Origin of the sequence: Arthrobacter sp. zg-Y179, assembly GCF_020907345.1 — a bacterium.
Lineage (GTDB): Bacteria > Actinomycetota > Actinomycetes > Actinomycetales > Micrococcaceae > Arthrobacter_B > Arthrobacter_B jinronghuae.
Genome location: NZ_JAJJOB010000008.1, coordinates 398,150 through 411,763, shown reverse-complemented (window position 1 = coordinate 411,763; position 13,614 = coordinate 398,150). Strand labels below are relative to the sequence as shown.

General features: G+C 67.4%; 10 protein-coding genes. 7 read left to right on the top strand and 3 right to left on the bottom strand.

The window, feature by feature from the left end; genetic code table 11:
- Positions 1 to 4: 4 nt before the first annotated feature.
- The gene (locus tag LOC56_RS10640) at positions 5 to 697 is read right to left on the bottom strand and encodes a metal-dependent transcriptional regulator (protein ID WP_229952226.1); all 693 of its coding nucleotides are present in this window, start codon (positions 695 to 697) and stop codon (positions 5 to 7) included.
- Between the two features lie 117 nt (positions 698 to 814).
- Here LOC56_RS10640 and LOC56_RS10635 point away from each other — a divergent pair, with 117 nt between their 5' ends.
- From LOC56_RS10635 to LOC56_RS10625, 3 genes are all read left to right on the top strand, one after another.
- Complete coding sequence (locus LOC56_RS10635) at positions 815 to 1,159, top strand: metal-sensitive transcriptional regulator (RefSeq protein ID WP_229952225.1); 345 nt, start codon at positions 815 to 817, stop codon at positions 1,157 to 1,159.
- A gap of 46 nt (positions 1,160 to 1,205) precedes the next feature.
- On the top strand, positions 1,206 to 1,430 hold the full coding sequence (locus LOC56_RS10630; RefSeq protein ID WP_229952224.1) for a heavy-metal-associated domain-containing protein: 225 nt from the start codon (positions 1,206 to 1,208) through the stop codon (positions 1,428 to 1,430).
- A 61-nt stretch (positions 1,431 to 1,491) separates the two neighbouring features.
- Positions 1,492 to 3,747, top strand: coding sequence for a heavy metal translocating P-type ATPase (locus LOC56_RS10625; protein WP_229952223.1), 2,256 nt, complete (start codon positions 1,492 to 1,494; stop codon positions 3,745 to 3,747).
- Between the two features lie 91 nt (positions 3,748 to 3,838).
- On the opposite strand, the gene LOC56_RS10620 is transcribed toward LOC56_RS10625, so the two are convergent.
- Entirely contained in the window at positions 3,839 to 6,337 is a 2,499-nt protein-coding gene (locus tag LOC56_RS10620) for a DNA gyrase/topoisomerase IV subunit A (protein ID WP_229952222.1), read from the bottom strand.
- A gap of 128 nt (positions 6,338 to 6,465) precedes the next feature.
- On the opposite strand from LOC56_RS10620, the gene LOC56_RS10615 reads away from it, so the two are divergent.
- The 4 genes from LOC56_RS10615 (at position 6,466) to LOC56_RS10600 (ending at position 11,959) form a co-directional block, all read left to right on the top strand.
- The gene (locus tag LOC56_RS10615; RefSeq protein ID WP_229952221.1) at positions 6,466 to 9,156 is read left to right on the top strand and encodes a bifunctional acetate--CoA ligase family protein/GNAT family N-acetyltransferase; all 2,691 of its coding nucleotides are present in this window, start codon (positions 6,466 to 6,468) and stop codon (positions 9,154 to 9,156) included.
- 61 nt (positions 9,157 to 9,217) lie between these two features.
- Positions 9,218 to 9,892: a DUF5998 family protein gene (locus tag LOC56_RS10610; RefSeq protein WP_229952220.1), complete on the top strand. Its 675-nt coding sequence runs from the start codon at positions 9,218 to 9,220 to the stop codon at positions 9,890 to 9,892.
- A 4-nt stretch (positions 9,893 to 9,896) separates the two neighbouring features.
- Positions 9,897 to 11,105 (top strand): alkaline phosphatase family protein, encoded by a 1,209-nt coding sequence (locus tag LOC56_RS10605; RefSeq protein WP_229952219.1) that lies wholly within the window; start codon positions 9,897 to 9,899, stop codon positions 11,103 to 11,105.
- Between the two features lie 2 nt (positions 11,106 to 11,107).
- A complete protein-coding gene (locus LOC56_RS10600; RefSeq protein WP_229952218.1) occupies positions 11,108 to 11,959 on the top strand; it encodes a thymidine kinase in 852 nt (283 codons plus the stop codon).
- A gap of 103 nt (positions 11,960 to 12,062) precedes the next feature.
- Here LOC56_RS10600 and sepH read toward each other — a convergent pair whose 3' ends face one another.
- Positions 12,063 to 13,376 (bottom strand): septation protein SepH, encoded by a 1,314-nt coding sequence (sepH, locus tag LOC56_RS10595; protein WP_229952217.1) that lies wholly within the window; start codon positions 13,374 to 13,376, stop codon positions 12,063 to 12,065.
- Between the last annotated feature and the right edge of the window lie 238 nt (positions 13,377 to 13,614).

Below are 13,614 nucleotides of genomic sequence, written 5' to 3'. Positions count from 1 at the left end.
CGCGCTACCGGTCCACGGGGGCAGTGTCCGGAACCTCGAGGATCCAGATGGCTTCCGCTGCGGGCAGGCCCAGGTCCAGCGTCCTGCCCCCTGCTTCAATGGTCAGCGTGCCGGCATAGGGCTGGCGCTGCACCACGGACACCATGGTGTCCAGATGAAGCCCCAGCCCGGCGAGGTAGCGCAGCAGTTCGGGGTCATTGTCGGAGACGCGGGCAACCGTTCCGCCCGAGCCCGGTTCGCACCGGCTCAGCCGCCGTGCATTCAGCACGGGAAAACTGCCGTCGCGGGCCGGGATCGGGTCGCCGTGCGGGTCGCGCACGGGATTGCCGAGGCGTGCCGCCAGGGCATCCACCATCTTGTCCGATACGGCGTGCTCGAGGTGTTCGGCTTCGTCGTGTACTTCGTCCCAGCGGTAACCCAGGTACTCCACCAGGAAAGTCTCGATCAGGCGGTGCCTGCGGACCATGCCCACGGCAGCCTTCTCGCCCGCGTCCGTCAGGGCAATCGATCCGTAGCGTGCGTGGGTCAGCAGGCCCTGGCGGGTCAGTTTCTTTACCGCCTCGGAGACCGACGACGGCGAGAAGCCCATGTGGACGGACAGCGCGGACACCGTCAGGGGCTCATCCGTCCATTCCTGTGCGGTCCAGATAACCTTCAGGTAATCCTGGCTTGCTGTCGAGAGTTCACTGTGTGCCACGGATTCCACCTTACTGGCAGGACGCCGCCAGTCGGGAATAAATACCCCCTAGGGGTACTTGAACTGATACCCCGGCAGGGTATAGCTTGGAAACAGTCAAGGACAGGAGCAGAGGCAATGGACGCAGTGACGCAGAACGTTCCGGAAACCGCGGATACCCACGACGGGCCCCATGGTTACGCGTCGGATAAAGACGCCTACCTCCGTCGGCTGCGCCGGATCGAGGGCCAGGTGCGGGGAATCGCCCGCATGGTCGAGGAAGACAAATACTGCATCGACATCCTCACGCAGGTCGCCGCCATCAACAAGGCGTTGCACGCGGTCAGCCTTGGGCTGGTCCAGGACCACATGTCGCACTGCCTGGTAGACGCCGCGCAGGAGTCCGAACGAACCGGCAACCCCGAACTTGTCACCGCAAAGGTCCAGGAAGCTGCCGACGCCATCGGCCGGCTGCTGCGCTAGGACCGGCACCCGGTCCACCCCACCCATCCAGAGGAAGAAGATTCGCATGGAAACCACCACACTGAACATCTCCGGCATGACCTGCGGCCACTGCGTCGCGTCCGTGACCGAGGAACTGGAGGCACTCGACGGCGTCGATAAGGTCTCCGTGGACCTGAACGCGGGCGGCATTTCGACCGCTACCGTCACCGCGACCCGAAGCCTCAGCCCCGCCGAACTGGGCGAAGCGGTTGCTGAAGCCGGCTACCTGGTGGTGGGCGCCGACGCGTAGCAGCCGCACAAAGCGCAACGAAGCGGACACTGCGGGCAGGAAGTAGGAAAAGGAAATCATCATGGACACTCGCGAACAAGCGGCAACCAGGGCAGTCGAACTTGAGATCCAGGGCATGACGTGCGCTTCCTGCGTGGCGCGGGTGGAGCGCAGGCTCGGAAAGATCGACGGCGTCGAGGCCTCAGTCAACCTGCCGCTGGAAAGCGCGCGGGTCACCGCTCCTGCAGCGGTCACCGACCAGGAGATTGTCGACGCCGTGAATGCGGCGGGCTACACCGCCCGGTTGAAAACCCGGCAGCCTGCCCGGCCTTCCGCCCACGGAGGGCACATGTCCGGTGAAGACCACATGTCCCACGGCGGAACCGCCGCACAGCTGCGCCCCCGGCTGATCCTGGCAGCTGTCATCAGCGTTCCGGTCCTGCTCATTTCCATGGTTCCCGCACTGGCATTCCCGAACTGGGGATGGGTGGTGGCGCTGCTCGCCCTGCCCGTGGTGACCTGGTCCGCGTGGCCCTTCCACCGGGCCGCGGCCGTCAACGCCCGGCACCTTGCCTCCACCATGGACACCCTGGTCTCCATCGGCGTCGTGGCTGCGTACCTGTTCTCGGTGGGCCAGCTGGCCGTCGATCCGGGACTTACCGCGGATCCGGGCATGGGATCGGACCCGCACCTGTACTTCGAGGTCGCCTCGGTGGTGGTCACCTTCCTGCTGCTGGGCCGCTACCTGGAGGCCAACGCCAAAACCAAGGCAACGGATGCGCTGAAGGCACTGCTGAACCTGGGTGCCAAGGACGCGACGGTGCTGCGGGACGGGCAGGAAGTCCGCGTCCCCGCGGACCGGCTGGAAGTGGGCGACGTATTTGTTGTGCGGCCCGGGGAAAAAATACCGGCTGACGGCTTGGTGCTGGAGGGCCGGTCCGCGGTGGATGCTTCCCTGATCACCGGCGAGTCGCTGCCGGTGGAGGTGGATGCCAACAGCCCGGTCACGGGCGCCACCATCAACACCTCCGGCCGCCTGCTGGTGCGGGCCACCCGGGTCGGCAGCGAGACCACCCTGGCGCAGATGGGCCGCCTCGTCAGTGATGCACAGTCCTCCAAGGCCCCGATCGCCCGGCTGGCGGACCGGATCAGTGCCGTGTTCGTTCCGGTGGTCCTCGGCATCGCGGTCCTGACCTTCGTGTTGTGGATGCTCCTGTCCAGCGACCTGCAGGCCGCCTTCACCGCTGCCGTAACCGTGCTGGTGATCGCCTGCCCGTGTGCCCTCGGCCTCGCCACCCCGGTGGGCCTGCTGACCGGAACCGGCCGCGGCGCGCAGCTGGGCATCCTGATCAAGGGCGCCCAGGTACTGGAGGACACCCGCACAGTGGACACCATCGTGCTGGACAAGACCGGCACAATCACCTCGGGCCGGCTGTCCGTGGCCCGGATCCGGCTCCTGGACACAGCACCGGCGGACCTGACTGCCGACGGCCTGCTGCGCCTGGCCGGCTCGGTCGAGGACGCCGGGGAGCACCCGATTGCCCGTGCCATCGCCGCGTCCGCACGTTCCGGTCCCGGCACCGTACCGGTCACCGAGTTCGATTCGGCACCGGGCGGGGGAGTCCGCGGCACCGTGGACGGGCACCGCATTGTGGCCGGACGCCCCGCCTGGCTGGACGAAAACGGCATAGACCTCCCGGACGCTGCCTACGCCGCACTGCGGGAAGAGCAGGAGGCCGGTGCCACCGCCGTCCTGGTGGCGGTGGACCGCCGGGCTGCGGGGATCATCAGCCTGCAGGACACCGTCAAGGAGGGCTCCGCGGAGGCCATTGCACGGTTCCGCAGCCTGGGCCTGCATCCGGTGCTGCTGACCGGCGACAACGCGGTGGTGGCCGCCCAGGTCGCGGAACAGGTCGGAATTCCGGCGGAGGACGTGCTTGCCGATGTCCGTCCCGAAGGGAAGGTCGACGCCGTCCGGCGGCTCCAGGCACAGGGACGCACGGTGGCCATGGCCGGGGACGGCGTGAACGACGCCGCGGCACTGGCCCAGGCGGATCTGGGCATCGCCATGGGATCCGGCACCGACGTCGCCATGGAAGCAGCAGACCTGACCGTGATGGGCAGCAGCCTGGGACAGGTCGCCACCGCCGTCGAACTTTCCCGGCGCACGCTCGCGACCATCAAGACCAACCTGTTCTGGGCGTTCTTCTACAACGCGGTGGGCATCCCGGTGGCAGCCTTCGGACTGCTCAACCCCATGATTGCGGGGGCGGCGATGGCGGCGAGCTCGGTGCTGGTGGTCGGCAACTCGCTGCGGCTGCGCAGCTTCGGCAAATAGGAAGCAGGGCCGACAGCCGCGCACTAAAAAACGGGCCGGTCCGGGAACGTTCAGCTCCCGGACCGGCCCGGTTTTTTGTCACTGCGTGATGTCAGCCCTGGCTTGGTCCTACGGCGTCCACCGCGTTGGCCAGAGGCACGCCGGAGCCGTCCCGCCGGCCGTGTTCGGTCGGCAGGGCCCGCGCCACGCCGTTGGCTGCGGACGCCTTCGCGGGGCCGTGCCCGGCCCAGGCCACGGACAGCGAATCTTCGCCCTTCAGGAAGCGGTGTGCCCGGACGCCGGCCGTTGCCCGGCCCTTGGCAGGGTATTCGGCAAACGGTGTCACCTTCACCGACCCGCCGGGGGTGCCCGGCAGGGCCTCGGTGGTGGTTGAAACGGTGACGACGACGGCGTCGGGATCCTCCGCAGCCACGGCACCGAAGAACACCGCGGCGTCGTCGGCTGCCAGCTTGATCCCGGCCACGCCGCTTGCCGTCCGGCCCTGGGCGCGGACCGCGGAGGCAGGGAAGTGCAGCAGCTGCGCCGACCGGGTGATGAAGACCAGTTCATCCGTCTCGTCCGCGGCCACGGACACCCCGATGACCTCGTCCTTGGGCTTGAGCGTGATGGCTTCCCAGTCATCGCGGTTCAGCGGGTAATCCGGATTGACCCGCTTCACCACGCCGTTGCGGGTGCCGATGGCCACCACGGCGTTCAACGGAACGAGGCCCACCAGCTTCTCGCCCTTGCCCAGTGTCATGAATTCCTTGACGGGCACGCCGCCGGCAAGGTTCGGCAGGCCGGCGGTCGAGGGCAGGGCGGGCAGGTCCAGGACGGAGATCCGGATCATCCGGCCCGAGGAGGTCAGCGCCCCGATCTCGCCGCGGGCGGTGGTCTTCACCACTGAGCGGAACACGTCGTGGCGCACCCGCTGCCCTCCTTCGGCCAGCGGTTCCTGGTCCGAGGTCCGGGCCACCTGGCCGGAGGCGGACAGGATGGCCCAGCAGGGATCGTCCGGGATCTCCAGCGGAAGGACCGACTTCGCGCCCTTGCCTGCGACGCCGGCAGCAGCGGTCACTGCCGCACCCTTCAGGGGTGAAGCGGCCTCCGATTCGAGCAGAACCGTACGCCGCGGCGTCGCGTATTTTGCGGCCACTTCGCCCAGTTCATCCGAGACCAGGGAGCGCAGCCGCTGCTCGGAACCGAGAATCGCCTCGAGTTCCTCGATGGCTTTGCGCAGCTCGTCCTGCTCCTTTTCGAGTTCGATGCGGGAGTACTTCGTCAGCTGCCGCAGGCGCAGCTCGAGGATGTGGCTGGCCTGGACCTCGGTCAGGTCGTAGACGGCCATCAGCCGTTCCCGGGCCTGGGCCGTTTCATCCGAGGACCGGATGATCTGGATGACCTCGTCAATGTCCACAATGGCGATCAGCAGGCCCTCGACCAGATGCAGCCGGTCCTGCTTCCGGCGAAGCCGGTAGGCGGTGCGGCGGCGGACCACACCGAGACGGTGCGCAACGTAGACCTGCAGCAGTTCAACCAGGCCCAGGGTCCGGGGCTGGCCGTCCACCAGGGTGACGTTGTTGATCCCGAAGGAATCCTCCATGGGCGTGAACTTGTACAGCTGGGCCAGCACGGCGTTGGGGTTGAACCCGTTCTTCAGCTCGATCACCAGGCGCAGGCCGTGGCTGCGGTCGGTCAGGTCCACAATGTCGGAGATGCCCTGGAGCTTCTTGGACGTCACGGCGTCCTTGATTTTTTCAATGACCTTTTCCGGGCCGACCATGTAGGGCAGCTCGGTGACCACCAGGCCGGTGCGGCGCGCGGTGAGCTGCTCCACCTCCACCTTGGCGCGGGTCTTGAAGGAACCGCGGCCGGTGGCGTAGGCATCGCGGATGCCGTCCAGCCCGACGATCCGTCCGCCCGTGGGCAGGTCCGGTCCGGGGATGAAGCGCATCAGCTCGTCCAGCCCGGCGTCCGGGTTGGCGATCAGGTGCTGGGTGGCGGCAATAACCTCGCCGAGGTTGTGCGGGGCCATGTTCGTGGCCATGCCGACGGCAATACCCGTGGCGCCGTTGACCAGCAGGTTGGGGAAGGCCGCGGGCAGGACTTCGGGCTGCTGGAGCTGGTTGTCGTAGTTCGGGACAAAGTCCACTACGTCTTCGTCCAGGTGATCCGTCAGGGTCAGGGCCGGGGCCGCCAGCCGGGCCTCGGTGTAACGGGCGGCGGCCGGACCGTCGTCGAGCGAGCCGAAGTTGCCGTGGCCGTCGATCAGGGGCAGGCGCAGCGCCCAGTCCTGCGCCATGCGCACCATGGCGTCGTAAATGGCCGTGTCTCCGTGCGGGTGCAGCTTGCCCATCACCTCGCCCACCACGCGGGCGGACTTCACGTGTCCGCGGTCCGGGCGCAGCCCCATGTCCGACATCATGTACAGGATGCGCCGCTGGACAGGCTTCAGGCCGTCGCGTGCGTCGGGGAGGGCACGCGAATAGATCACCGAGTAGGCGTATTCGAGGAAGGAGCCCTCCATCTCGGTGGTGACATCTATCTCGATGATGTTCTCGGCGATCTTTTCGCCGGGTACGGATTTGGAGACGGGTTGGCGCCGGGCCATGCTGTTGTCGAATCCTTGCAGTGTTAGGGGACAGGTGTTCCGCGCCGTACACAATCCACGCGGTGGGAAGCCACGCTGTACAGAGCGGGTGGATGACTATGGGGAAGTTTGCCCACTACTCTGATTCTATGGTGGAGCAGGGACATTACCCCGAATATTGGGAAGCCGACGTCGTGTTGCGGGACGGGGGGACCGGCCATCTGCGCCCCGTTTCCCCCTCCGACGCGGACGCACTGCAGGCCTTCCACATGCGGCAGTCGCAGAGTTCCATCTACCTGCGGTTCTTCACGTACAAGGCCAAGCTCACCAATAAGGAGCTGGAGCGCTTCACCAACGTCGACTACCGGGACCGGGTGGCGTTCGTCATCACCATCGGTGATGAAATCATCGGCATCGGCCGCTACGACCGGCTCGACGATCCCACCGAAGCCGAGGTTGCCTTCAACATAGCGGACGGCCACCAGGGCCGCGGACTGGGATCCATCCTGCTGGAGCACCTGGCCGCCGCGGCCCGCGAAAACGGCATCCGCCGCTTCTCCGCGGAAGTCCTTCCCGAGAACCGCAAAATGATCGGCGTGTTCGCCGACGCCGGCTACGAGGTAAGCCGGCACTTCGACGACGGCGTGATCGCCCTGGACTTCAACATCGACCCCACGGAGAAATCGCTGGCGGTCATGGAAGCACGGGAGCACCGGGCCGAGGCCCGCAGCGTGGCGGACCTGCTCTCGCCGTCGTCCATCGCCGTCATCGGGGCCAGCCGGGAATGGGGCTCGGTCGGCTACCAGCTGCTCGAGCACATCATTGAGGGCGGCTTCAAGGGATCCGTCTACGCCATCAATCCGGAAGCCTTCGAACTGGCGGGCATGATTTCCTACAGCCGGATCTCCGAGGTGCCGGAAACGGTCCAGCTGGCCGTCATCGCCGTGCCCTATGAACAGGTCCTGGAGGTGGCCGACGAATGCGCTGCCGCCGGGGTGAAGGCCCTGCTGGTGGTCACCGCCGGTTTCGGACCGAAGGGACAGGAGGGGCTCGCCCGGCAGCGTGCCCTGGTCCGCCGCGCACGGGCCCACGGCATGCGGGTGGTCGGGCCGGCGTCGCTGGGCCTGATCAATACCAGGCCGGATGTGTCCCTGAATGCTTCCATGGCACCGGCACTGCCCCGGCGCGGGGGACTGGGGCTCTTCAGCCAGTCCGCCGCCATCGGCGTCCTGCTCTATGCCACTGCCCAGCGGAGGGCGCTGGGACTGTCGTCCACCATCTCCGCCGGCAACCGGGCCGATGTCTCCGGCAATGACGCCATGCAGTACTGGGAGGACGACGCCGACACCAAGGTTGTGGCGATGTACCTGGAATCGGTGGGGAACCCGCGTAAGTTCTCCCGCCTGGCCCGCAGGCTGGCGCGCACCAAACCCGTGATTGTCGCCAAGTCGGACGTGACCGGCCTCCAGCTTCCGCCCGGCCACGCCGTGCGCACCACGCAGGCCCCTCCGGGAGCCCTGGACGCGATGCTCCGCCAGTCCGGCGTGATCCGGGTGAGCACCAACGAGCAGCTGATCGACGTGGCGCAGATCGCTGTCAGCCAGCCGCTGCCGCGCGGGCGCCGGGTGGCTGTCTTCAGCAATTCGGCGGCCCTGGGCCGGGTCCTTGCCGACGCCTGCACCGGCCTGGACCTGGACATCACCCGCCTCGAGACGGAACTGGCCCTGGACACCGGGATGAGCGTGGCGCTGCCGCAGCTGCGCCGGACGGTCACCGAGGTGCTGTCGGACGATTCGGTGGACGCCGGCGTCGTCGCGGTTCTCCCGGCGCCGGGGCTGAGGACGGAAGCGATAGCCGCCGTTCTGGCGGAATGCGTGCAGGAGACCGGCAAGCCCCTGGTCGCTGCCTTTACCGGGATCGTGGATCCCCGGGCGCATGTCGAGGGACTGCTTGCGGCGGACCCCGATGTTCCAGGCGGCGGCGGGTTGCCGTGCTTCAGCAGCCCCGGAGCCGCGGTTGCCGCCCTGGCCTCCGTGGTGCGCTACACCGAGTGGGCGCACCGGGACCACGGCAGTTTCGTGGAGCCTGCCGGTGTCGATACCGAAGGAGCGTCGGCCTACCTCGATTCGCTCATGGACCGGGTGGAAGGCGACGCCCTGACCCGGCTGGACCCGGAGCAGACGGCAAGGCTCCTGGAGTTCTACGGCATTTCCGTGCTGCCCGCCGTCAGTTTTTCCACGCCGGACGAGGCAGTGGCCGCCGCCGAACAGCTTGGCTGGCCGGTGGCGGTCAAGACCCGCGAAGGGCACCTGCGCCACCGCCTGGACCTCGGCGGGGTACGGCTGAACATTTCCACGCCGGAGGCGCTGCGGACCAACATCGAGCAAATGCACCGGGCGCTGCGCCGCTACGGCGAATTTGAAATGGAAGTGCAGTCCATGGCCAACAGCGGGCAGGGCTGCCGCATCCGGGCCATTGAGGATCCGCTGCTGGGACCGGTGATTTCCTTCGGACTCGCCGGTGACGCCACCAGCCTGCTGGACGACTGGGCGCACGGCGTTCCGCCGCTGACGGACCGCGACATTGCCGACCTGGTGCGGGCACCGCGTTCAGCCGCCAAGCTCTTCGGTTATCAGGGGCTGCCCGAAGCCGACATCGCCGCGCTGGAGGACCTGGTCGCCCGGCTGGCCGTCCTGAAGGATGAGCATCCGCAGATCGCGCTGATCGACATCAATCCGGTCCTGGTGTCCGCCGACGGGGTTACCGTGCTGAGCGCCGATGTCCGGCTGGGCAACCCGCAGCGCCGCACCGACAGTGCCCGGCGCGCAATGCGGGACTGATCTTTTCCACCACCCGCGCGCCATTTAGGCATGAAGGGGCGGTCTGGGGGAAACTGGAAACATGTCGCCGTTACTTTCCGCTGAACGCCGCAGCCTTGACGCATCCATGGAACGGGCAGGCTTCTACCCGACGCTTTTGGCCGACGTGGTCCACGATGCCCTCGACGGCCGCGAACCGCTGTCCCATCTGATCCACCTTGAAACGCATTTTGAGCGTACCGAGGTGCACCGCCACATCACGGTCCTGGTGCTGACCGAGGACATGCTCGTCATCACCCACGTGGATGACCAGCAGCTGGACGAGGCCGGCGAGCAGATGATGGCGCAGGTCTCCACCGAATCCGTACCGGTAACGCAGATCCGTTCCGTGGTGCTGGGCTATATGTACGCCCAGCCGCAGAACTACAAGCCGTCCGACCCGGCGCGGGAGATGACCCTCGCCATTGCGTGGTCCGGCGGACAGCGCCTGGACATGGGTCCCGCCGGCTGTGCCGACCCCCAGTGCGACGCGGACCACGGCTACACCGGCACCATTGCCCAGGAAGACATTGTGCTGCGCGTCAGTGCGGAAGCCGACGGCGCCCAGGCGGTTCAGAACGCCAAGGCCTTTGCCCGCGCCCTGCGCAAGGTGAACACCGATACCACTGCGGTTCCCCGCCCGATGGACGGCGGCGACCCGCGCCAGCGCATGCCCGGCATCGGCGGACGCTTCAACCGCGCCCACCCGCAGCGCTAGCACCGTGGCATCAAACCCCTCTGCTCCTGACCTCCTGCCCGCCGCACCTGCCTATGGAACGCGTTCCGTAGCGGACGTGCTCTCCAGCGCCGCCGCCGTGCTGGGCGTTCCCGGCTATGAAAACCTGCTGTCCCTTCCGGCAGCCCGGCGTGTCTGCGTAGTGATGGTGGACGGACTGGGACTGTCCCTGCTGAAGAAGCGCGGCGGGCACGCACCCTTCCTGAAGGGATTCCTGCCCAAGGCCCGCACCCTGAGCGCTTCCTTCCCCACCACCACGGTTGCCTCGCTGGCATCCCTGGGCACGGGACTTCCTCCCGGCCGGCACGGACTCGTGGGCTACGACGTCCTGGACCCGGACCAGGACAAAGTAGTAAACATGCTCGGTTCCTGGGACCCGGGGGTGGACCCGCTGCAGTGGCAGCCCTATCCCACCATCCTGGAGAATGCCGCCGAGCATATCCCGGTGGCCACGGTCAGCCTGCCCCGCTTTGCCGACTCCGCACTGACCCGCGCCGCGCTCCGGGGCGGCACGTTCATCCCGGCAACCGGGGTACACGCCCGCGTATCGGCAGCTGTCGACGCCCTGGCAGGTGCGGACCGCATGCTGATGTACCTCTACTGGAACGAACTGGACAAGGCTGGGCACCGGTACGGTGCAGCTTCCCCTGAGTGGGGCAATGAGCTGGAAGAACTCGACAGCGCCCTGAAACGGCTCGTGGCAAGGGTGCCGGCCGGCACCTTGGTGGTGTTGACCGCAGATCACGGCATGGTCGACGTAGCTGCTTCCCAGCGGTTCGATTTCAGTACCCAGCCGGAACTGATCGACGGCGTCCGGCACACGGCAGGGGAGCCGCGCATGGTGCATCTGTACCTGGAACCTGACGCGGGAAATGACGCGCTTGGCCGGCTCAAAGCCGCGTGGCAGGCTGCCTACGGGACCCGGGCATGGATTTTCACCCGCGACGAAGCAGTGCGTGCCGGCTATTTCGGACCGGACGTGGATGCCGCTGTCCTGCCCCGGATCGGTGACCTGATGATCGCCGCCCGCGAGCCGATCGCCTTGTTCGACACGCGCCGGGTGGCTGCCTCGGCACTGGAGGTCACCGGCCAGCACGGGTCGCTCACCAAGGCGGAGTGCGAAGTCCCCCTCCTGGTCCTGGCGCAGCCTGAAACACGCAAGCGCACGTCTTCTCCGGCGCAGGGAGCAAAGTAGCCATGGCGGAACTGGTCTTTTTCTCAGGCACCATGGACTGCGGCAAATCGACGCTCGCGCTCCAGATGGATTACAACCACAGCGCCCGCGGCCGCGGCGGGATCCTGTTCAGCCGCAATGACCGTGCGGGGGAGTCCATGATCTCCAGCCGCCTCGGACTGCAGACGCCGGCAGTCGAAGTGCGTGACGACACGGACTTCTGGGCCGAGGTGCTGCACTGCCGGGGTAAAGGGCACAACGTGGACTACCTCATCTGCGACGAGGCGCAATTCTACAGCGCCGCGCAGGTCGAGCAGCTGGCCTCCATCGTGGACGAGATGGAGATTGACGTGTTCGCCTTCGGCATCACGTCCGACTTCCGGACCCGGTTGTTCCCGGGATCGCAGCGCCTGGTCGAGTTGGCGGACCGCATGGAGGTCCTCCAGGTCCGCGCCCTGTGCTGGTGCGGGCGGCGCGCTACCCACAACGCCCGCACCGTGGACGGCGTGATGGTGACGGAGGGGGACCAGGTGGTGGTCGGCGACGTCGAGTCCCGCACCCCGGCTCCGGCCGTTTCCGCCGAAGCCGAGCTGCCGCTGTTCGCGGATAAGCCTTTGTTCGAGGACCGGCCCTTGTTTGACGATCAACCGTTGTTCGACGCCGATGAGCTGCTGGCAGCCGGCGGCACCGGGTCCCCGGCGGGAATTTCGGCGGGAACTTCGGCCAAGGCCGACCCGGTCATCGGCTATGAAACGCTGTGCCGCCGGCACTACATGCGCCGGGTTACCGCGCAGCAGGCAGCCGCCCTCGCTGACGCAGCGGAATCAGCATCGGTGTGTTGCGTGGAGTCCAAGGCGGAAACGTTCCGGTCCTAGGCGGCACCGCCCCGGCGTAACACGCGCCGGGCCAGGCCCAGAGAAGCTCCCGCGGCTGCGATCACCGCACGGGCAAGCGTGCTTCCGGCGTGGTTATCCGGGACTAGTCGCCCTTGGTGCCGAAGACGATCTCGTCCCAGGACGGGACCGAGGAGCGCTTGGGCTTGATGGCGCGCCGCTCCTGGGCACTGTCGTCCTTGCCCTTATCGGCGTCGGATTCCTCCGCCTGCTGGCCCTTGCCACCGCTGGGCAGACGGTCCCACGGGAAATCGCGTCCGGCGTTCTTGCGGGCGGAGGGTTCCACCGGTGCCTCATCCGGGACGGCGGTCTCTGCTTCCGCAGGCGCGTTGGGCGTTTCCTCGTCGGCACCGCCCGAGGCAGGTTCCCGGGTTGCACGCCGGCGGAAGGGCCGCGCCAGGACGCTGATCTCCCGGGTCTGGGTAACGCTGCCGGGAAGGGCCACGGGATCCACCGGATCGTCGCTGTCGGCGGAATCGACCGACGGTGCCAGGGTCAGGCGGCCGGTACGCGGCCGCTTGGCGCTGCTCTCGTCGTCCTCCGTATCGGGGCTGCCCTCACGCGGGTGCGCCGCGGGGACGCTGCCCTTGGACAGCAGAGTTGCCAGGGCGTCGTCGCCGTCTTCATCGCTGCCCAGCCGCTGGCCGCGGCGCGACCGCAGGACTTCGAGGATGTCGTCGGTGTCGTCGGAGGACGCACCGCCTTCTGCTTCGAAATCGAAGACACGGTCCGCGACGGCGGCAAGGCGGCGGGTGGGCACGGGAGTGTCCAGCGGTTCCAGTTCGCTCAGGACCTGCGCCCAGCGGTTGGTGTTCGTCACGCTCTTGCGCAGCGGGCTGAAGATCCAGCGGGCGGGCGGTTCCTCGCCGACGGCGACCCGGGACTTCTCGGTGAGCTCGAAGCGGGCCACCACTTCCCAGGTTCCATCCGGGCGGCGCCAGGCGTCCCACTCGACGGAATCGGGGTCCACGCCGAAGGAACGCAGCCGGTGCAGCACCATGTCGCCGAGGTTTACCGGATTCTCGCCGAAGGCGCTGCGGTAACCGTCGTGGGTGGCGGACATGGGTGCGGCAACCTCGACGCCCTGCGCCTGCCGCGCAACGTATTCACGCTCGGCGAGCACGGGACCTTCGTAGCGGCGGATGTGCGCCAGGTCGTGGCCGGAAAGTTCGGCAACCTCTTCGGCGCTGGCGCCGGATCGGATGCGGGCCTGGATATCCCGCGGAGCCATGGTGGTGCCGGCCGCCGGAGCGGCCTGCGGTGCGGACCGGTGTGCGGGGCGCGATGCCGCTACCCGGAGGGCTTCATCAATCCGGAGACGGAAGGTTTCCCCGCCCTTGCCGCTTAACAGCAGATGTTCGCCACCTTCATGGACACCCACCAGCCGTAGATCCTGCATCAAAAAGTCCTCCACCCGATAGCAATTCCTTCTTGAAACAATGCCATCCCCGGCGCCGAAAACCTAAGCTTTGCCCGGGTGTGGCGCATTTGGAAAGGGTGCAGGATTACCGCCCCGGCGCGGGAGCGCGTGTCCCGAGCGGGAGCCGGTTCGCTTTTTGACCGCATGTGGGTAAAAATCTCTGCTTTACGGGCACAAAACACGTATCCGTGGCGTTGATATCTCCGAGTCACCGACG